The following is a 20496-nucleotide window of genomic DNA, read 5'->3' as shown; positions in this document are numbered from 1 at the left end:
GCGTCGGGCCGGCTCGGAGGTCGTTCGGCGCGCGGGTTCGGCGGGTCTGGGCGACGATCGGCGGGTGCGTGTTCTGGTGATCGGGGGGACCGGCTACGTCGGCGCCCGGCTCGTCCCGCGCCTGCTCACCGACCGGCACGCCGTCCGCTGCCTGGTGCGCGATCCGGCGAAGCTGGCCCGCGAGGCGTGGGCGCATCGGGTCGAGGCGCAGGTCGGGGACGTCGCGGAGCCCGGGACGAGCGCCGCCGCGTGCCGGGACGTCGACGCCGTCGTCTACCTCGTGCACTCGATGGGCGGGCCGGACTTCGCCGAGCGGGACCGGGCCGCCGCGTCCGTCCTGGCCGCCACCGCGCGGGGGGCGGGCGTGCGGCGCATCGTCTACCTGGGCGGGCTGCAGCCCAGCGGCGGGAACGGGACGTCGGAGCACCTCGAGTCCCGGGAGCAGGTGGGCCGGATCCTGCTCGGCTCCGGCGTCCCGGCCGCGGTGCTGCGGGCCGGGATCGTCGTCGGCCGTGGGTCCGCGAGCTTCGAGATGGTCCGCCACCTCGCCGAGACGGTCATGGGCGGCCTGCCGCTGCTGACCGTGCCGGACCGGGCCTGGAACCGGGTCCAGCCCGTCGCCGTCGACGACGTGATCCACTGGCTGGCCGGCAGCCTCACGCTGCCCGGGGACGTCTCCCGCGCCTTCGACGTCGGCGGTCCGGACGTGCTCCGCTACCTCGACCTCATGAACGACTACGCCCGCGAGGCCGGGCTCGCCAGGCCGCTCGCGGTGCCCGTCCCCGTCTCCGCGCCCCGGCTCGCCGCCCGCGCCGTCGGCCTGCTGACGCCCGTGGACCGCCGGCTCGCGGGCCCGCTGCTCGAGTCCCTGGCCCACGAGCTCGTCGTGCACGAGGACGACCTGGCCGGGCTGGTCGGCGAGCCCCCCGGCGGCCGGACGCCGTACCGCGCCGCCGTGCGCCGCGCCCTGGCCGAGGACGGCCCGGCCGGCGGATCGCCCAACGACCCGGCGGGGTCCGGGCCGGCTGTGCTGTCCGGCGAGGACGTGGAGGACGTCGACGCGCCGGTGGACGTGCTGTGGTCCGTGATCACCGGGCTCGGCGGCGACGAAGGCTGGTACACGGCCCCGGGGGTGTGGCGGCTGCGCGCGCTGCTCGACGGGCTGGTCGGGGGCGTCGGGGACCGCCGGACCCGGCCGGAGCTGCTCGCCGCCGGGGCGGCACTGGACTGGTGGCACGTCGAGGACGTCGACCCCGGACGGTCCCTGCTGCTGCGCGCCGAGATGAGGCTGCCCGGCGTCGCGCGCCTCGAGCTGCGGGCCGAGCCGGCCGGGGAGGGGCGCAGCCGCTACGTCCAGCGCGTCACGTTCACCCCGCGCGGGCTGGCCGGGCGGGCCTACTGGTTCGCCCAGCGGCCCGCCCACGACCTGGTCTTCGGGGTCACGGCGCGCACGGTGGCCGGGGTCGCGGCCGGCCGCTTCCGCCGGGGCTGATCAGGAGACCTCCGTCCAGCGGGAGGGCCGCCTGCTGAGCCCCGCCGTCCCGGAGGTCATGGCCCGGAGCTCGGTCGGGTAGCGGAGCAGCTCGGCGCAGGGCACCTCTGCCCGGACGACCGTGTGTCCCGGCGTGTCGACGTCGGTGCCGAGCACCCGCGCCCGCCGGGCCGAGAGGTCGCCGAGCACGGCACCGAGGTGGGCGTCGAGGATCCGCACGGACACCTCGTCGACCGGCTCCAGCAGCCGGACCCCGCAGCTCCCGGCCGCCTCCCGGAGCGCGAGCGCACCGGCCGTCTGGAACGCGGCGTCGGAGGAGTCCACGCTGTGCGCCTTGCCGTCGACGAGCGTCGCCCGCACGTCGACGACGGGGTGCGCGGGCTCGTCCGGCCCGGCCGGCAGCCCGCGGTCGAGCTGCGTGCGGATGCCCTTCTCCACGCTGGGCACGAACTGGGTGGGCACCGAGCCGCCGACGACCTTGGACACGAACTCGAACCCGCCACCGCGCGGGAGCGGTTCGAACTCGACGTGGCACACGGCGTACTGCCCGTGCCCTCCGGACTGCTTCACGTGCCGACCGGTGGCCCGGACACCGCGGTCGAGGGTGACCCGCATCGGCACCCGGACGTCCTCGGTCTCGACCTCGGCCCCGGCGGCCCGCAGGCGCGAGAGCACGACGTCCGCGTGCGCCTCGCCCATGCACCACAGAACGGTCTGGTGGGTCTCGGCGTTGCGCTCCAGCCGCAGCGCCGGATCGGCGGCGACGAGCTTCGCGAGGGTGCGGGCGAGCGTGTCCTCGTCCCCGCGTTTGCGGGCGACGACGCCGACCGGCAACAGCGGTTCCGGCAGGTTCCACGGCCGGAGCAGCAGCGGGTCGTCCGCGGCGGACACGGTGTCCCCGGTCTCGGCGCCAGAGAGCTTGGTGAGGGCGCAGATGTCGCCGGCGACGCAGGCCTCGATCTCCCGCAGGGTGGCACCGAGCGGGGAGTAGACGTGGGCGAGGCGCTCGTCGGAGTCGTGCCGCTCGTTCTCCGGGCTCGTCCGGGGAGCGGGGACGTGCCCGCTGACGTGCACGGTGTTCTCCGGCCGCAGCGTGCCGGAGAACACCCGGACCACCGAGACCCGGCCGACGTAGGCGTCCGCCGAGGTCCGGACGACCTCGGCCGCGAGCGGCCCGTCCGGGTCCGCGGTGAGCGGTGCGTGCTCGGTGCCGTCGGTGCTGCTCACGAAGGGGAGCGGGTGTTCGAGCGGCGAGGGGAAGCCGCCGACGAGCACCTCGAGCAGGGCGTCCAGCCCCGTCCCGCTGCCCGCGCAGACCGGGATCACCGGGTGGAAGGACCCGCGCGCGACGGCGGTCTCGAGGTCGTCGATCAGCGCGGCCGTCTCGAGCTCGTCGCCGCCGAGGTAGCGGTCCATGAGCGTCTCGTCCTCGGACTGCTCGATGATCCCCTCGATGAGCGCCCCGCGGGCGTCCTCGCTGCCGTCGGGCGCCGCGCCCTCCGGGGTCTGTGTCAATAGCCCGTAGAGCCCGGCCAGGCCGCCGGACGGCCCGGGGATCGGCAGGTAGAGCGGCGCGACCCCGGAGCCGAAGGCCTCCTGGCAGGCCAGCACCGTCGCCGCGACGTCCGCCTGGGCCTGGTCGCAGCGCGCCACGACGACCGCGCGCGGCATCCCGACCCCCCGGCACTCGTCCCAGAGGGCGACCGTGGCCGGGTCCACCGAACCCTCGCGTGCCTCCACGGCGGGAACGACGAAGAGCGCGCCGTCCGCGGCCCGCAGCCCCGCGCGCAGCTCGCCGACGAAGTCCGCGTAGCCGGGGGTGTCGATCAAGTTGATCTTCGTGCCCTCGTGCAGCAGGGGGGCGATCGACAGCGCGACCGAACGCTGCTGGTGGACGGCGGCCGGATCGTGGTCGCACACCGTCGTCCCGTCGGGCACGGTGCCCTGCCGCGGGATGGCGTCGGTGTGCGCGAGCAGCGCCTCCACCAGCGTCGTCTTCCCGGACCCGGACGGCCCGACGAGCACGACGTTGCGCATCAGGGCGGGATCGGTCACGAGAACGCCCGCCGGGCTGGTGCCCGTCCGGCGGTCCTTGCCGGTCGCTGGTCTGACGGTCATCGGGGACCACCTCCGCGAGTCCCGCACGCCCACCGCGTCGTGGGACGTGGTTGTGACGAAGTCCACTCCTCTTGGGGCTCGTACACAAGTCTCCCGTGTGATGCAGGCGGGTGACGGACCGCGAGTAGGGTCGTCCGCCGTGCCCATTCCCGGTCCCGGTTACGCCATCATCGTGCGCGTTCAGGCGCCCTCCTCCGCCAGCGCCGCGGGGGATCTCGCGGTCGCGGTCGGCCGCGTCGGCGGCGTCGTCACCGCTTTCGACGTCGTCGAGTCCCACACCGACTCGATCGTCGTCGACATCAGCTGCAACGCCCTGAACGAGGATCACGCCACGGAGATCACCGCCGCGCTCGGCGCGCTCGACGGGGTCACCGTCCGCAAGGTCTCCGACCGCACCTTCCTGGTCCACCTCGGCGGCAAGATCGAGATCCAGTCGAAGGTCAGCCTCCGCAACCGGGACGACCTGTCCCGCGCCTACACCCCCGGCGTCGCCCGGGTCTGCCAGGCGATCGCGGCCAACCCGGCGGACGCGCGGCGCCTGACGATCAAGCGCAACACGGTCGCCGTCGTCACCGACGGGTCCGCGGTGCTCGGCCTGGGCAACCTGGGCGCGGCCGCGTCGATGCCGGTCATGGAGGGCAAGGCGGCGCTGTTCAAGCGCTTCGCCAACGTGGACGCCTGGCCGGTCGCCCTGGACACCCAGGACACGGAGGAGATCATCCGCACGGTCCAGGTGATCGCCCCGGCCTACGGCGGCATCAACCTGGAGGACATCGCCGCGCCGCGCTGCTTCGAGATCGAGCGCCGGCTGCGGGACCTGCTGGACATCCCGGTCTTCCACGACGACCAGCACGGCACCGCCGTCGTCGTCCTCGGCGCGCTGCGCAACGCGCTGCGCGTGGTCGGCAAGGACTTCGCGGACAGCACGATCGTGGTCTGCGGCGTCGGCGCGGCAGGGTCGGCGATCATCCGGCTGCTGCAGTCGGAGAAGCCGGGCGACGTGCTCGCCGTCGACCTCGACGGGATCGTGCACGAGGGCCGCCCCGGCCTGGACGACAACCTCACCTCGATCGCCTCGCACACCAACATCTCCGGCAAGCGGGGCAGCCTCGCGGACGCGCTCGTCGGCGCGGACGTGTTCATCGGGGTGTCGGCGCCGAACCTGTTCGGGGCCGCGGAGGCCGCGACGATGAACGACGACGCGATCATCTTCGCCCTGGCCAACCCGGACCCGGAGATCGACCCGTCGATCGCGCAGCACCACGCCGCGGTGGTCGCGACGGGCCGCTCGGACTACCCGAACCAGATCAACAACGTCCTCGCGTTCCCCGGCATCTTCCGCGGTCTGCTGGACTCCGGCGCGCACGACATCACGGACCGGATGCTGCTCGCGGCCTCCGCCGCGATCGCGAACGTCGTGGCGGAGCCGAACCCGTCCTTCATCGTCCCGAGCGTCTTCGACTCCAGCGTCGCCCCCGCCGTCGCCGAGGCCGTACGGCAGGCCGCGCAGGAGGCCGCCGCGGCCGGCGAGGTCGTCGCCGGGCTCTGACGACCCGCGAGTCGGCGTTTCTGGGCGTCCGAATCTCACGTGCCGGCCGCCCGGCATCGCACACCCGGACGACCGGAAGTGCCGACTCGCGGGGATCGGAGGTCGGTGCCCCTCATGAGCCGTGTGCGCCACCTGGGTGAACGCCGTCACGGACTATCCTGGAAGCCGTGATCGAGTCCGGCCCGACCGTCGGTGTCCTCGCCCTCCAGGGCGACGTCCGTGAGCACCTCGCCGCCCTCCGGGCGTCCGGCATGCGGGCGGTCCCCGTGCGCCGCGCGTCGGAGATCGAGTCCGTCGACGGGCTGGTGATCCCGGGCGGGGAGTCGACCACGATGAGCCGGCTGCTCGGCGTCTTCGACCTGCTCGAACCGCTGCGGGCCCGGATCGCCGGCGGGATGCCGGCCTACGGATCGTGCGCCGGGATGATCCTGCTGGCCTCCGAGGTGCTCGACGGCCGGCCGGACCAGAAGCAGCTCGGCGGCCTGGACGTCGTCGTGCGGCGCAACGCCTTCGGCCGCCAGGTGGACTCGTTCGAGTCGGACCTGGACGTCGTCGGGGTCGAGGGCGGCCCCGTGCGCGCCGTGTTCATCCGGGCGCCGTGGGTGGAGAAGGCCGGCGCGGACGTCGAGGTGCTCGCCTCCGTCCCGTCCGTCGGGAGCGAGGGCCAGGACCCGGGCGCCGCGGCGGGCCGCGCGGTGGCGGTGCGGCAGGGAAACGTGCTGGCGACGGCCTTCCACCCGGAGCTGACCGGGGACGGCCGGGTGCACGCGCTGTTCGCCGAGATCGTCCGCGCGGCCGTCCGACATCGTCGGGCCTGATGAGGGCCCGGGTGCGGGATGCGGGGCGGGGGCCGCACCGGCGCCGCCGTCGGTAGCATGGACGAGATCTGGCAGGCCGCCGCGCGACTCCCGCGCGGGCGCCTGCGTGCCCGCCGTGGGACACCGACGTCGCCGGCCGGGCGGTACTGACCAGCAGGAGGGACGGGGCAGCCGATGAGTGGCCACTCCAAATGGGCGACGACGAAGCACAAGAAGGCCGTCATCGACGCCCGGCGCGGCAAGATGTTCGCGAAGCTCATCAAGAACATCGAGGTCGCGGCCAGGACCGGCGGTGGTGACCCCGACGGCAACCCGACGCTCTACGACGCCATCCAGAAGGCGAAGAAGAGCTCGGTGCCGAACGACTACATCGACCGCGCCGTCAAGCGCGGCTCCGGTGCGGACGGCGGCGGCGCCAACTACGAGACGATCACGTACGAGGGCTACGGCCCCAACGGCGTCGCGATGCTCATCGAGTGCCTCACGGACAACCGCAACCGCGCGGCCACCGAGGTCCGCACGGCGATGACCCGCAACGGCGGTGCGATGGCGGACCCCGGGTCCGTCGCGTACCTGTTCACCCGCAAGGGCGTCGTCGTACTGCCGAAGGCCGGGCTGACCGAGGACGACGTGCTGCTCGCGGTGCTCGACGCCGGTGCCGAGGAGGTCAACGACCTGGGCGAGAGCTTCGAGGTCGTCGCCGAGGCCACGGACCTGGTCGCCGTGCGCACCGCGCTGCAGGAGGCCGGGATCGACTACGACTCCGCGGACCCGACCTTCCTGCCCTCGATGCAGATCGAGCTGGACGCCGAGGGCGCCAAGAAGGTCTTCAAGCTGATCGACGCGCTCGAGGACAGCGACGAGGTCCAGAACGTCTACTCGAACTTCGACGTGTCCGACGAGGTCATGGCCGAGGTCGGCTGACCCTCCGCAGATCTTCACGAACGGCACTTTCTCTCATACCTGGTGAGCGGAAGTGCCGTTCGTGCGATCCGGGGTGGGGTGAAGGGGTCGCCCGACCGGAACTGTCGGGGGTCGGTTCTAGACTCGCCCCTGATGAGCCCCGCCACGAAGACCCCAGCCACCAAGGCGCCAGCGAAGAAGACGCCCGCCAAGGCGGCCGCGAAGCCCGCCGCCCCGCCGCCCGGCAAGCGCCTGCTGCTGCTCGACGGGCACTCGCTCGCCTACCGGGCGTTCTTCGCGCTGCCCGTGGAGAACTTCCGCACGGGCACGGGGCAGACCACGAACGCCGTCTACGGCTTCACGTCGATGCTCATCAACCTGCTCCGGGACGAGCAGCCCACGCACCTCGCCGTGGCGTTCGACGTCTCCCGCAAGACCTTCCGCTCGGAGCGCTACACCGAGTACAAGGCGAACCGGACGACGACGCCGGAGGACTTCCGCGGCCAGGTGGACCTCATCAAGGAGGTCCTCACGGCGCTGGCCATCCCGTTCTTCGCGGTGGAGAACTACGAGGCGGACGACGTGATCGCCACCCTCGCCACGCAGGCGGAGGCGAGCGGCTTCCACACTCTCATCACCACCGGGGACCGGGACGCGTTCCAGCTGGTCACGGACGACGTGACGGTGCTCTACCCGAAGCGCGGGGTGTCGGACCTGGGCCGGATCGACCCGGCGGAGGTCGACGCGCGGTACGGGCTCACGCCCGCGCAGTACCCGGACTTCGCGGCCCTGCGCGGGGACCCCAGCGACAACCTTCCGAGCATCCCCGGTGTCGGGGAGAAGACCGCCGCGAAGTGGGTGCGCGAGTTCGGCTCGCTCGCGGAGCTCACGGATCGGGTGGACGAGGTCAAGGGCAAGGCGGGGGACGCGCTGCGCGCGAACCTGGCGAACGTGCTGCTCAACCGCCAGCTCACCGAGCTGGTGCGGGACGTGCCGCTGCACTCCGTGCCGGAGGAGCTCGAGGTCCGGCCCTGGGACCGGGACGCCGTGCACCGCCTGTTCGACGAGCTGGAGTTCCGGGTCCTGCGCGAGCGCCTGTTCGCGACACTGCAGAGCGCCGAGCCCGAGGCGGACGAGGGCTTCTCGGTGCAGGGCGGTGCGATCGCGGCCGGCGACCTGCGGGCCTGGCTGGACGAGAACGCGCGGGACGGCCGCCGGGTCGGACTGTCGTTCTCCGGGCTGACCGGCGGGATCACCGAGCGGGACATCAGCGGCATCGGCCTCGCCACGGGCGAGCCGAGCCTGGAGGCCCGCGCCGGCGGCGCCCAGGCCGGCGTGCCGCAGGCCGGTTACGTCGCGCTGGAGAACCTGCTGCCGGACGACGAGGCGGCACTGGGGGAGTGGCTCGCGGACGCGTCGGTCCCGAAGGCGGTGCACGACGTCAAGGCGTCCCTGCACGCACTTCGGGCCCGCGGCTGGTCGCTCGCCGGGCTCACCAGCGACACCGCGCTCGCCGCCTACCTGGCCCGGCCGGGGCAGCGCAGCTTCGACCTCGCGGACCTGGCGTTGCGCTACCTGCGCCGGGAGCTGCGGCAGGAGGGCGAGACCGCCGACGGTCAGCTGTCCCTGCTCGGGGGCGAGGAGGAGGCGGACGCCCAGTTCGCCGAGGAGCAGATGGTGGCGGCCTCGGCGGTGGCCGAGCTGGCGGACGCGCTGGACACGGAGCTGGCGGAGCGGCACGGCACCGAGCTGCTCGCCGGGCTGGAGCTGCCGCTCGCGTTCGTGCTGGCGGACCTGGAGACCGCGGGCATCGCCGTGGACCGGGACCTGCTGGAGTCCCAGGAGGTCGAGTTCGCCTCGCAGGTGAGGCAGGCCGCCCAGGACGCCTACTCGGTGATCGGCAAGGAGATCAACCTCGGCTCGCCCAAGCAGCTGCAGGTCGTGCTGTTCGACGAGCTGAACATGCCGAAGACCAAGCGCACCAAGACCGGCTACACCACGGACGCGGACTCGCTGCAGAGCCTCTTCGAGCAGACCGAGCACCCGTTCCTGCAGCATCTGCTGCAGCACCGGGACGCCACCCGGCTCAAGGTCACGGTCGACGGGTTGCTGAAGTCGATCGCGCCGGACGGCCGGATCCACACGACCTACAGCCAGACGATCGCGGCGACGGGCCGGCTCTCCAGCACGGACCCGAACCTGCAGAACGTCCCGATCCGCACGGCCGCGGGCCGCCGGATCCGGGAGACGTTCGTGGTCGGCGAGGGCTACGGGCAGCTCATGACCGCGGACTACAGCCAGATCGAGATGCGGATCATGGCCCACCTCTCCGAGGACGCCGCCCTGATCGAGGCGTTCAACTCGAAGCGGGACTTCCACTCGGAGACGGCGTCGAGGGTCTTCGGCGTCGACGCCGCGGACGTCACGCCGGAACAGCGCGCCAAGATCAAGGCGATGAACTACGGCCTGGCCTACGGCCTCTCGGCGTTCGGCTTGTCCGGGCAGCTGCGCATCTCGACCGAGGAGGCCAAGGGCCTCATGGACGACTACTTCGAGACGTTCGGCGGCGTGCGGGACTACCTCCGTTCGATCGTCGAGGTGGCCCGCAAGGAGGGCTACACCGAGACGATGCTCGGCCGCCGCCGCTACCTGCCGGACCTCACCAGCGACAACCGGCAGCGACGCGAGATGGCCGAGCGGATGGCGCTCAACGCCCCGATCCAGGGCAGCGCGGCGGACATCATCAAGGTCGCGATGCTGAACGTGCACCGGGCGCTGGCCGCCGAGGGCCTGCGGAGCCGGATCCTGCTGCAGGTGCACGACGAGCTGGTGCTCGAGGTGGCCGACGGCGAGCAGGAGGCCGTGGAGACGCTGGTGCGGCGGGAGATGGGTGCCGCCCACGAGATGTCCGTGCCGCTCGAGGTGTCCGTGGGCTACGGCCGCAGCTGGGACGACGCCGCGCACTGATCGGTGGGTTCCCGGGTGGCCTGCGCCCGGACGACGGTCAGCTCCGCCGGGCCCGTGCGGAGCCGGCCGTCCGAGAGCGGTTCGCACCGCACCCCGCCGCGCCCCCGGAGGGCCTTGAACGCACCCGGCGCGAGGACGACGTCCATCCACCGGCACGGGTTCGCGGGCCGGTGGGCGCGGAACCGGACCGGGCCGTCGCCGGTGTCCAGGGTCGGCGTGGCCGTAGTACCGGTCCCCGACGACGCCGAGCCCGGCGCGCACCTCGATCCGCTCCCGCCGCGGGTCCTCGGGATCGGGGCGCGGGCCGTCCGCGGGGCGGCCCTCGAACGCGTGGCCCGGCGAGGCCACGAGTGCGACGATCTCGATCTGCACTCCTCCGATCCTCCGCGAGAGTTACCCGGCCCCGCGAACGGGCCGTCCGCGTCGACGCCGAGCAGGCGCCCGTTCGCGGTGGGCGGCGCGCCACGACGCGGATGCGGGGGAGCCGGGCGGTAGCGTTCCGGTGACGGTCGGCGAGGACGGCCGGCGAGCGACGGGGGAGATGCTGGTGCGGGTGCTCGGAGTCGACCCGGGGCTCACGCGCTGCGGTCTGGGCGTCGTCGACGGCGGCGTCGGACGCGCCGTGACCTGCGTCGACGTCGGCGTGGCCAGGACCGGGACCGAGCTGTCGATCGACCAGCGGCTGCTCGGGGTGGCGGACGAGGTGGATCGCTGGATCGCCCGGCACCGCCCGGACGTCGTCGCGATCGAGCGGGTCTTCAGCCAGCACAACGTCCGCACTGTGATGGGCACGGCCCAGGCGAGCGGGGTGGTGGCGCTCGTCGCCGCCCGGGCGGGGCTGCCCGTCGCGTTCCACACCCCGAGCGAGGTCAAGGCCGCCGTCACCGGGGAGGGTCGCGCGGACAAGCACCAGGTCACCGCCATGGTCACCCGCCTGCTGCGGCTCGCCGAGGCCCCGCGGCCCGCGGACGCCGCGGACGCGCTCGCGCTCGCGATCTGCCACTGCTGGCGGGCGCCCATGATCAGCCGGATGGCCGAGGCGGAGGCGCGGGCGGCGGAGTTCGCCAAGGCGCACAAGGCGCGGCTCGCGGCGGCGCAGAAGGAACGGCTCGCCGAGGCCGCGCGGGCCCGCGGCTGACCCGCACCCAGGGGAGGGCGCTGAGCGACTCGGCCCTACTGCGCGTGGAGTCGTTCAGGCCCCTCCTCGGGCGGCGTGGCGGCTGCGGGACTGTCGGACCCGCCCGGTAGCCTCCGGCCTCGAACTACTGTTCGTAGCGACAGGCGGGGGTAGAAGAGTTGATCGCGTCGGTGCGGGGTCCCGTTCTCGAGATCGGGCTGGACCACGCGGTGGTGGAGGTCGGCGGGGTCGGCCTGGCCGTGCACGCCACGCCCGGCACGCTGGCGGGGCTGCGGCGGGGCGTCGAGTCCCGGCTGGCCACCACCCTGATCGTGCGCGAGGACTCGCTGACCCTGTTCGGTTTCGCGGACGCCGACGAGCGGGAGCTGTTCCTGCTGGTCCAGACGGTGAGCGGGATCGGCCCGCGGCTCGCCATGGCCACCATCGCGGTCCTGGAGCCGGACACTCTGCGGCGGGCCCTCGCGGACGGGGACCTCACGACCCTGCAGCGCATCCCGGGCGTCGGGAAGAAGAGCGCGGAACGCCTGGTGGTGGAGCTGCGGGACAAGGTCGCCGCGCCGTCGCCGGTGCCGGTCGGGGCCGCTGCCGCGCCGGCCGCCACGGGTGCCGGTGGCACGCGCGAACAGGTCGTCGAGGCGCTCGTCGGGCTCGGGTTCACCGCCCGGCCGGCCGAGCAGGCCGTCGACGCGGTGCTGGCGCAGTCTCCGGACGCGGCCGCCGCCGAGCTCCTGCGGTCCGCGCTGTCGAGCCTGGGCCGCTCACGGTGAGGTGGCGATGACGATGGAGGACGACGGCTCGCGGGACGTCTCGCCGGAGGTCGTGCCGGAGGACCTGGAGGTCGAGAACTCGCTGCGCCCGCGCCGGCTCTCCGAGTTCATCGGCCAGCCGCGCGTGCGGGAGCAGCTGGAGCTGGTCCTCGAGGGCGCCCGGCGCCGCGGGGACCCGCCGGACCACATCCTGCTCTCCGGCCCGCCCGGGCTGGGCAAGACCAGCCTCTCGATGATCGTCGCCGCGGAGCTCGGCGCCTCGATCCGGCTCACCTCCGGGCCCGTGCTGGAACGGGCCGGGGACCTCGCCGCGATGCTCTCGAACCTGCTCCCGGGCGACGTCCTGTTCATCGACGAGATCCACCGCATCGCCCGGCCCGCCGAGGAGATGCTCTACCTCGCGATGGAGGACTTCCGGGTCGACGTCGTCGTCGGGAAGGGTCCCGGGGCCACGTCGATCCCGCTGGACATCGCCCCGTTCACACTGGTCGGCGCCACGACGCGGTCCGGAGCGCTCACCGGGCCGCTGCGGGACCGGTTCGGTTTCACCGCGCACATGGAGTTCTACGAGCCGGACGAGCTGGAGCTCGTGCTCAAGCGCGCGGCCACCATCCTGGGCGTCGACCTGCACCCGGAGGGCGGCACCGAGATCGCCCGCCGCTCGCGGGGCACGCCCCGCATCGCCAACCGGCTGCTGCGCCGGGTCCGGGACTTCGCCGAGGTACGCGCCGACGGGACCGTCACCCGGCAGGTCGCCCGGGACGCGCTGGCCGTCTACGACGTCGACGAGCTCGGCCTGGACCGACTGGACCGGGCCGTGCTGAGCGCCCTGGTGCGGTCCTTCCACGGCGGACCGGTGGGTGTGTCCACGCTCGCCGTGGCAGTCGGCGAGGAACCCGGTACCGTCGAAGAGGTATGCGAGCCCTACCTCGTACGGGCCGGGATGCTGGCCCGTACGCCGCGGGGCCGGGTCGCGACGCCGGCGGCCTGGAAGCACCTCGGTCTGACGCCGCCGCCGGAGACCCCCGGGGTCTCGCCGCTGTTCTGATCGCGACGGGCCCGCGGCCTGCAGCGATACCGGTGGACGCGCCGGAACCGGGGCGCGGGCGGACTGGCACACTCGACACCTCGACGAGCTTCACGAACGGAGAAAACCGGACACGATGGACATCAGCCTGCTCTTCCCCGTCCTCATCCTCCTCCTCTTCATCCCGATCTTCCTGTCGGGCCGCAAGCAGAAGCGCGCCGCGGCCCAGACCCAGCAGATGCAGTCGGCGCTGGACACCGGGGACGTCGTCGTGACGACCTCCGGCCTGCGCGCGACCGTCGTCGACGCCTCCTACGAGGAGACGATCGACCTGGAGATCGCCGACGGCGTCGTCACCACCTGGCTGCGGGCCGCGGTACGCGAGAAGGTCGACCCGACGCCGGAGGACTTCAGCACCCCGGCCGAGGCCGACTCGGACACCGTGACCAGCGCGGACGCCACCGACACGACGACCACGACGGACAGCTCGGACACTCCGGGCACCGACGGCCGGTCGAACGACCGCAGCTGACGCGTCGCACCATCCGATGGCGGGGGCGCTCGACGCCCCCTGCCGGACGTGCGGCAGCATGCAGCACTGAAGCGGGCCGACTCCGGCGCTCTGACGTGTGCGTCCTCGGGCACACGGTTGGAGGCGCCGGGCCCGGCTGGCTGCGCCCAGCGAGTAGGACCAGGCCAACGACCCGGAGTGACGAGGGGCCGTGCCGCAAAGGAGTGAAGAAGAGAGTGGCAACGACCCCGGGGCGGATCAGCCCCTGGCGGTACCTGGCGGCGTTCGCCGGCATCGTCGTCGTCCTGTACGCCCTGGTGTTCCTCACCGGCGACCGTAAACCCACGCCGAAGCTGGGCATCGACCTGCAGGGCGGCACGCGGGTCACGCTGTCCGCCCGGACCGAGTCCGGCCAGGTCCCGCCGCGGGACCAGCTCGTCCAGGCGCAGCAGATCATCGAGCAGCGTGTCAACGGGCTCGGCGTCAGTGGTGCCGAGGTCGTCCTGGACGGCAGCAACATCACGATCACCGTCCCCGGCGCGGAGGGCGACCAGGCCCGTTCGCTCGGTCAGACCGCACAGCTCCGGTTCCGCCCGGTCATCGGCGGTCCGGTCGCGGCCACGCCGCCTCCCGGCGCCGACGCGGGCCAGGCGGGCGCGGCCACCCCGGCTCCCGCAGATCCGGCGGCGCCCGCGAGCGCGCCCGCCCCGGCGGGCCAGCCGCAGGGCCTCCCCGCCGGTGTGAGCGACCGGGCCGTCGAGCCCGTCTCCTACTCGGCCCCGCTGCAGCAGCCGACGCCCACCTCGGAGCCGACACCGACACCGGCGCCCGCGTCCGACGCCGGCAACCCGGCGCCCGCGGACCCGAAGCTGGCCGCGGCGATCGCCGAGGCGAAGGCGCTGCGGCAGAGCGAGGACCCCGCGATCCAGCAGCAGGCGCTGCAGCTGCTGGACTGCAACGCCACGGATCCCCTGCGGGGCTACGACGACCCGGCAAAGCCGCTCGTCGCCTGCACCCAGGACAAGACGGCCAAGTACGTCCTCGGCCCGACCATCCTGGAGGGCACCCAGATCGCGAGCGCCACGGCGACGGCGGACCCGCAAGGTGCCGGTTACGTCGTCAACCTGGACTTCAAGTCCGAGGGCTCGAAGATCTGGGGAGACTTCACCGCCGCGAACATCGGCAGGCAGTCCGCGTTCGTGCTCGACGGCGAGGTCGTGTCCGCCCCGACGATCCAGGCCGCGCTGTACGGCCAGACGACGGTCAGCGGCAACTTCTCGCAGCAGGAGGCGCAGAACCTCGCGAGCGCCCTGCGCTACGGCTCGCTGCCGCTGTCGTTCGAGTCCTCGCAGGCCGAGACGGTGTCCGCGACCCTGGGCCTCGCCTCGCTGAAGGCCGGGCTGATCGCCGGTGTCCTGGGGCTCGCGCTGGTGTTCGTCTACTGCCTCTTCTACTACCGGGTGCTCGGCATCCTGACGATCCTGTCGCTGGTGCTGTCCGGTGGCGTCGTCTACGCGGTGCTGGTGCTGCTCGGGCGCTGGATCGGCTTCACGCTCGACCTCGCCGGCGTCGCCGGGTTCATCGTCGCCATCGGCATCACGGCGGACTCGTTCGTGATCTTCTTCGAACGGTTGAAGGACGAGGTCCGCGAAGGGCGGTCGTTCCGCTCGGCCGTGCCGCGCGGCTGGGTCCGCGCCCGCCGCACGATCCTGTCCGCGGACGCCGTCAGCTTCCTGGCCGCCGCGGTGCTCTACATCCTGGCCGTCGGCCAGGTGAAGGGCTTCGCGTTCACCCTCGGCATGTCGACCGTGCTGGACCTCGTCGTCGTGTTCCTGGTGACGCACCCGCTGGTCGCGCTCGCGTCGAACTCGCGGGTCTTCGGCAGCCCGGGGCTGTCCGGGCTCGGTGAGGTCGCGCGGATCGGGGCGCAACGGAAGAAGGCCGCCGCCGCGGCCGCCGGAACGAAGGGCGCGTGAGCATGAGCGCGAACACCGTCCCCACCGCCCCCGCGAAGCGCGGCGCGCTGTCCCGGCTCTACACGGGCACCGGCGCGTTCGACATCGTCGGCAAGCGCAAGATCTGGTACGTCGGCTTCGGGCTGCTCGTGCTGGTCTGCATCCTGTCGATCGCCCTTCGCGGGTTCAACCTCGGCATCGACTTCACCGGCGGCTCCCAGATCCAGATGCCGGCCGCGGGTGCGCACGGCGTCGTCGCCACCACGGAGCAGGTCGGAGACGCCTACAAGCGTTCCGTCGGGATGGACGCCGCGTCGATCCAGTCCGCCGGCACCGGCTCGTCGGCGTCGATCCTCATCCGCTCCGAGGCCCTCAGCGAGGCGCAGGTCATCGCGCTCAAACAGACCCTTTTCGACACGTTCCAGCCCCTCGGGAGCAACGGGCAGCCGTCCGCCGAGGTGATCAGCGACTCGGCGGTCAGCGGCACCTGGGGCGGCGAGATCACCCGGCAGGCGATCATCGCGCTCGCGGTGTTCCTCGTGCTGGTCACGGCGTTCCTGGCGTTCTACTTCGAGCGGTCCATGGCGATCGCGGCGCTCGTCGCCCTGGTGCACGACGTGGTGGTCACCGCGGGCGTGTACTCGATCGTCGGGTTCGAGGTCACGCCCTCGACGGTCATCGGCCTGCTGACGATCCTCGGCTTCTCCCTCTACGACACGGTCGTGGTGTTCGACAAGGTCAAGGAGAACGCCCGCGGCATCCTCGGCCTGACCAGGCGGAACTACTCCGAGATCGCCAACCTCGCCGTGAACCAGACGCTGATGCGCTCGATCAACACCTCGCTGATCGCGGTGCTGCCGGTCATCGGGCTGATGGTCGTCGGCGTCGGGCTGCTGGGCGTCGGCACGCTCGCCGACCTGGCGCTCGTGCAGATGGTCGGGATCGTCGCCGGGTCGCTGTCGTCGCTGCTGCTCGCGACGCCGCTGCTCGTCGACCTGAAGATGCGGGACCCGAAGTACCAGCAGCAGGCCAAGCGGGTCGCGGCCCGCCGGGCCCGGCAGGCGACGGCCCAGGGCGCCCGGACCGACGAGCCGGAGGCGACCGACGACGAGTCGATCGCACAGGAGCTCCGCCGTGAGAAGGCCCTGTCCGCCGCCGCGAGCACGCCGGCGCGGGCCCAGCGGCCGGCCGGCCGGCCGCAGAGCAAGTCGGGCCGGCCCGGCGGCGGCCGGCCCAGTGGGAAGCGGAACCGATGAGCGAGGCAGCCCTGGCGGACCCCGACGACGTCGATCCCGGCTTCGAGCACGTCCGCTCCCTGATCCGGGACGTCCCGGACTACCCCCAGCCCGGGGTCCTCTTCAGGGACCTCACGCCCGTGCTCGCGGACGCGGAGGCCTTCGCCACCGTGGCGACCGAGCTCGCGGCACGCGTCGGGCTCGCGGACGTCGTCGTCGGGATCGAGGCGCGCGGGTTCCTGGTCGGTGCGGCCGTCGCGCTCGTCGCGGGGGTCGGGGTCGTGCCGGTGCGCAAGCCCGGGAAGCTGCCGGTCGTCGCCGCGTCCCGGACCTACGAGCTGGAGTACGGCACCGCCACCCTGGAGCTGCCCGCGGACACCGTCCGGCCCGGGAGCAAGGCGTTCGTGGTCGACGACGTCCTGGCCACCGGAGGTACGGCGGAGGCCACCTGTGCACTGCTGGCGGATGCGGGTGCCGAGGTCGTCGGGTTCGGGACGGTGCTGGAGCTCGCCGGGCTCGGTGGGCGCGAGCGCCTGGCCGGGATCGACGTGCACTCCCTGTTCAGGCTCTGATCACCTGGTCGGAAGCGCCCCCGCAGCCGTGGGGACGCGGCCGCGCCGGGCTATCCTTGGACAGGTGGACGGCACCGTGAATCCCGACCGACCCAGCCCCGTGAGGGTGGGCCGGTGACGGACGTCCAGCCGAGCGCTCCGCCGGCCGGACCCGAGTACGGGCCGGACCACGCCGACGACCCGGCGAAGCCGTCGGCCACCCGCCGGGTCCGTGCGCGGATCGCCCGGCGGATGACGCCGCAGCGGGTCGCGATCGTGAAGCCGGTCCTGGAGCCGCTCGCCAGTGTGCACCGGACGCTGCACCCCAAGGCGGACCTGGTCCTGCTGCAGCGGGCGTACGACGTCGCCGAGGACAAGCACCAGCACCAGAAGCGCAAGTCCGGGGACCCCTACATCACCCACCCGCTCGCCGTGGCGACGATCCTCGCCGAGCTGGGCATGGACACGACCACGCTGGTCGCGGCCCTGCTGCACGACACCGTGGAGGACACGGACTACTCGCTGGACCGGCTGCGCCGGGACTTCGGCGAGGAGGTCGCGCACCTGGTCGACGGCGTCACCAAACTGGACAAGGTCGAGTTCGGCACCGCGGCCGAGGCCGAGACGATCCGCAAGATGGTCGTCGCGATGGCCCGGGACCCGCGCGTGCTGGTCATCAAGCTGTCGGACCGGCTGCACAACATGCGGACCATGCGGTTCCTGCCGCCGGAGAAGCAGGCGAAGAAGGCGCGCGAGACCCTCGAGGTGATGGCGCCGCTGGCGCACCGCCTGGGCATGGCGACGGTGAAGTGGGAGCTGGAGGACCTGTCCTTCGCGATCCTGCACCCGAAGAAGTACGACGAGATCGTCCGGCTCGTCGCGAACCGGGCGCCGTCCCGGGACACCTACCTCAAGCAGGTCATCGACGAGGTGACGCAGCAGCTCGACGGGGCGCGGGTGAACGCGAAGGTCGAGGGCCGGCCGAAGCACTACTACTCGATCTACCGCAAGATGATCGTCAAGGGCCGGGACTTCGACGACATCCACGACCTGGTGGGCGTGCGCGTGCTCGTCGACGAGGTGCGGGACTGCTACGCGGCGATGGGCATGGTGCACGCGCTGTGGCAGCCGATGCCGGGCCGCTTCAAGGACTACATCGCCCAGCCCCGCTTCGGCGTCTACCAGTCGTTGCACACCACCGTGATCGGCCCGGACGGCAAGCCGCTGGAGGTGCAGATCCGCACCACCGAGATGCACCGCACGGCCGAGTACGGCATCGCGGCGCACTGGCGCTACAAGGAGACCCGCGGGCACAACGGGGCGCCGAGCACGGCGACCGGCACCGTCGAGGTCGACGAGATGTCCTGGATGCGGCAGCTGCTGGACTGGCAGCGGGAGGCCGCGGACCCCGGGGACTTCCTCGAGTCGCTGCGCTACGACCTCGCGGCGAAGGAGATCTTCGTCTTCACCCCCAAGGGTGACGTGATCACGCTGCCGATGGGCTCCACCCCGGTGGACTTCGCCTACGCGGTGCACACGGAGGTCGGGAACCGCTGCATCGGCTCCCGGGTCAACGGCCGGCTGGTCGCGCTCGAGCGCACGCTGGACTCGGGCGATGTCGTCGAGATCTTCACCTCGAAGGCCGAGGGCGCCGGGCCGAGCCGGGACTGGCTCTCGTTCGCCGCCTCCCCGCGCGCCAAGAACAAGATCAAGCAGTGGTTCGCGAAGGAGCGCCGCGAGGAGGCGATCGAGGAGGGCAAGGAGGCCATCACGCGCGAGGCGCGCCGCACCGGCATGCCGCTGCAGCGCCTGGTCTCCGCGGACTCGATGGCCGCCCTCGCCCGCGAGCTGCACTACCCGGACCTCTCCGGGCTCTACGCCGCGATCGGTGAGGGCCAGGCCAGCGCCCGGCACGTCATCCAGCGGCTGGTGGCGCTGCTGGGCGGGGTCGAGGACGCGGAGGAGGAGCTCGCCGAGCGGGCCACGCCGTCGACCGTGCGGGTGCGGCGCGCGACGGGGGACGCCGGCGTCGTCGTCAAGACCGACGGCGAGGACATGGGCGATCTCTACACGAAGCTCGCCCGCTGCTGCACGCCCGTGCCGGGCGACGAGATCATGGGCTTCGTGACGCGCGGGGGGTCGGTCAGCGTGCACCGCACGGACTGCACCAACGCCGCGGACCTGAAGAACCGGGCGGAGCGGCTCGTCGACGTCGCATGGTCGGTCTCCGAGTCCTCGGTCTTCCTGGTGGCGATCCAGGTCGAGGCCCTCGACCGGCACCGGCTGCTCTCCGACGTCACGAAGGTGCTGGCGGACGAGAAGGTCAACATCCTGTCCGCGTCCGTGACGACCTCACGGGACCGGGTCGCGGTCTCCCGGTTCTCCTTCGAGATGGGCGCCCCGAAGCACCTGGGACACGTGCTGCAGGCGGTCCGGAACGTCGAGGGCGTCTACGACGTCTACCGGGTCACCAGCGCGAGCTGAGCCCGGCTCACGGCAGGCCCTGACAGCAGGAGAGCCACCTTCCCGCCCGAATCCGGCGTGAAGATGGCTCTCCTGCCACGGCTGGGGTGGGTCAGGCGACCTTGGCGGTCTGGATCGTCACCGGGGTGACGGGCTTGCCGTCGCCCTCGCCGTTGGAGTTGTCGGTACCGCCCGCGGCGACCGTGTCGATCGTGGCCAGGCCGGCCTGGTCGATCGTGCCGAACACGGTGTAGTCCGGCGGGAGCGTCGAGTCCGCGTAGACCAGGAAGAACTGGCTGCCGCCCGAGTTCGGCGCGGCGGTCTTGGCCATCGCGACCGTGCCGCGCGGGTAGGTGACGCTGCCGCCGCCGGACGGGGACGCCGCCAGGTCGGTCGGCGGCTCGTCCGCGATCGTGTAGCCAGGCCCGCCGGTGCCCTGGGCCGTCGGATCGCCGCACTGCAGCACCTTCAGGCCTTCGCCGGTGGTCAGGCGGTGGCACTGGGTGTCGTCGAAGTAGCCCTGGCCGGCGAGGGACAGGAAGCTGTTGACGGTGCAGGGCGCCTTGGCGCGGTCCAGCGTCAGGCTGATCGGCCCGGCGGAGGTGCCGAGTGCGACCTCGGCGGTGCCGACGTTCGAGATGCCCGTCGTCTGCGGCGGCTGGTTCGCCTTGGCCGCGTTCGCCTCGGCCGGGTACTGGCACGAGACGGTGCCCGGTGCTGCGGCGGCCTGGGCGGTGGGCGCGGGGTCGTCCGCTCCCGTGGGCAGCGTCAGCAGCACGACCGCCACCACCACGACGACGACCACCGCGGCCGAGACGATCACCGCGGTGCGCTTCCGCTTGCGCGCGGCGTCGATCCGCCGTTGCTGCTGGTGGGCGAGCTTGCGCTTGGCCGCTTCGCGCCGCATCTGGTTCGTGGCCACGTTGTGGGGTCCTCCCGGGTCCGCTGGTCGCGTCGGAGGGTAGCGACCGTTCCTGAGAGCGCGATGTGCAGGGCGTCTAG

Annotated in this window: 15 protein-coding genes; 13 read left to right on the top strand and 2 right to left on the bottom strand. The window is 72.9% G+C overall.

What is annotated here, in order from left to right:
- Positions 1-64 precede the first annotated feature (64 nt).
- Positions 65-1492: a DUF2867 domain-containing protein gene (locus tag JWP64_RS19635; protein ID WP_297499248.1), complete on the top strand. Its 1428-nt coding sequence runs from the start codon at positions 65-67 to the stop codon at positions 1490-1492.
- Here JWP64_RS19635 and JWP64_RS19630 read toward each other — a convergent pair whose 3' ends face one another.
- Positions 1493-3610 carry an elongation factor G-like protein EF-G2 gene (locus JWP64_RS19630; protein WP_297499246.1) on the bottom strand — a complete coding sequence of 706 codons (2118 nt, stop codon included), beginning with the start codon at positions 3608-3610 and terminating at the stop codon, positions 1493-1495. It lies immediately after the preceding gene.
- Between the two features lie 139 nt (positions 3611-3749).
- Here JWP64_RS19630 and JWP64_RS19625 point away from each other — a divergent pair, with 139 nt between their 5' ends.
- The 12 genes from JWP64_RS19625 (at position 3750) to JWP64_RS19570 (ending at position 19515) form a co-directional block, all read left to right on the top strand.
- Positions 3750-5159, top strand: coding sequence for an NAD-dependent malic enzyme (locus JWP64_RS19625; RefSeq protein WP_297499244.1), 1410 nt, complete (start codon positions 3750-3752; stop codon positions 5157-5159).
- Between the two features lie 170 nt (positions 5160-5329).
- Positions 5330-5977, top strand: coding sequence for a pyridoxal 5'-phosphate synthase glutaminase subunit PdxT (gene pdxT, locus JWP64_RS19620; RefSeq protein WP_297499358.1), 648 nt, complete (start codon positions 5330-5332; stop codon positions 5975-5977).
- A gap of 174 nt (positions 5978-6151) precedes the next feature.
- A complete protein-coding gene (locus JWP64_RS19615; protein ID WP_297499242.1) occupies positions 6152-6901 on the top strand; it encodes a YebC/PmpR family DNA-binding transcriptional regulator in 750 nt (249 codons plus the stop codon).
- Between the two features lie 132 nt (positions 6902-7033).
- Positions 7034-9847 (top strand): DNA polymerase I, encoded by a 2814-nt coding sequence (polA, locus tag JWP64_RS19610; protein WP_297499239.1) that lies wholly within the window; start codon positions 7034-7036, stop codon positions 9845-9847.
- Positions 9848-10394: 547 nt separating this feature from the next.
- Positions 10395-10985, top strand: a complete 591-nt coding sequence (ruvC, locus tag JWP64_RS19605) for a crossover junction endodeoxyribonuclease RuvC (RefSeq protein ID WP_297499356.1) — start codon at positions 10395-10397, stop codon at positions 10983-10985.
- A 158-nt stretch (positions 10986-11143) separates the two neighbouring features.
- Positions 11144-11752: a Holliday junction branch migration protein RuvA gene (ruvA, locus tag JWP64_RS19600; RefSeq protein ID WP_297499237.1), complete on the top strand. Its 609-nt coding sequence runs from the start codon at positions 11144-11146 to the stop codon at positions 11750-11752.
- A 7-nt stretch (positions 11753-11759) separates the two neighbouring features.
- On the top strand, positions 11760-12800 hold the full coding sequence (ruvB, locus tag JWP64_RS19595; protein WP_297499235.1) for a Holliday junction branch migration DNA helicase RuvB: 1041 nt from the start codon (positions 11760-11762) through the stop codon (positions 12798-12800).
- Between the two features lie 115 nt (positions 12801-12915).
- Positions 12916-13311, top strand: coding sequence for a preprotein translocase subunit YajC (gene yajC / locus JWP64_RS19590; RefSeq protein WP_297499233.1), 396 nt, complete (start codon positions 12916-12918; stop codon positions 13309-13311).
- Between the two features lie 215 nt (positions 13312-13526).
- A complete protein-coding gene (secD, locus tag JWP64_RS19585) occupies positions 13527-15266 on the top strand; it encodes a protein translocase subunit SecD (protein ID WP_297499231.1) in 1740 nt (579 codons plus the stop codon).
- A gap of 2 nt (positions 15267-15268) precedes the next feature.
- Positions 15269-16501: a protein translocase subunit SecF gene (secF, locus tag JWP64_RS19580; protein WP_297499229.1), complete on the top strand. Its 1233-nt coding sequence runs from the start codon at positions 15269-15271 to the stop codon at positions 16499-16501.
- The gene (locus tag JWP64_RS19575; RefSeq protein WP_297499227.1) at positions 16498-17052 is read left to right on the top strand and encodes an adenine phosphoribosyltransferase; all 555 of its coding nucleotides are present in this window, start codon (positions 16498-16500) and stop codon (positions 17050-17052) included. Before secF ends, JWP64_RS19575 begins: the two co-directional genes overlap by 4 nt.
- Positions 17053-17166: 114 nt before the next feature.
- A complete protein-coding gene (locus JWP64_RS19570; RefSeq protein WP_297499225.1) occupies positions 17167-19515 on the top strand; it encodes a bifunctional (p)ppGpp synthetase/guanosine-3',5'-bis(diphosphate) 3'-pyrophosphohydrolase in 2349 nt (782 codons plus the stop codon).
- A 91-nt stretch (positions 19516-19606) separates the two neighbouring features.
- Here the strand turns inward: JWP64_RS19570 and JWP64_RS19565 are convergent, their stop codons facing one another.
- Positions 19607-20416, bottom strand: coding sequence for a peptidylprolyl isomerase (locus JWP64_RS19565; protein WP_297499223.1), 810 nt, complete (start codon positions 20414-20416; stop codon positions 19607-19609).
- Positions 20417-20496 lie beyond the last annotated feature (80 nt).

Source organism: Pseudonocardia sp., assembly GCF_025465255.1.
GTDB lineage: Bacteria > Actinomycetota > Actinomycetes > Mycobacteriales > Pseudonocardiaceae > Pseudonocardia.
This window is presented reverse-complemented; position numbering and strand designations above follow the sequence as displayed.

Bases quoted from the DNA above. Each gene is read 5' to 3' on its own strand.
- JWP64_RS19630 (WP_297499246.1), bottom strand. From the start codon at position 3,610: ATGACCGTCAGACCAGCGACCGGCAAGGACCGCCGGACGGGCACCAGC.
- JWP64_RS19615 (WP_297499242.1), top strand. From the start codon at position 6,152: ATGAGTGGCCACTCCAAATGGGCGACGACGAAGCACAAGAAGGCCGTC.
- polA (WP_297499239.1), top strand. From the start codon at position 7,034: ATGAGCCCCGCCACGAAGACCCCAGCCACCAAGGCGCCAGCGAAGAAG.
- ruvB (WP_297499235.1), top strand. From the start codon at position 11,760: ATGACGATGGAGGACGACGGCTCGCGGGACGTCTCGCCGGAGGTCGTG.
- yajC (WP_297499233.1), top strand. From the start codon at position 12,916: ATGGACATCAGCCTGCTCTTCCCCGTCCTCATCCTCCTCCTCTTCATC.
- secF (WP_297499229.1), top strand. From the start codon at position 15,269: ATGAGCGCGAACACCGTCCCCACCGCCCCCGCGAAGCGCGGCGCGCTG.
- JWP64_RS19575 (WP_297499227.1), top strand. From the start codon at position 16,498: ATGAGCGAGGCAGCCCTGGCGGACCCCGACGACGTCGATCCCGGCTTC.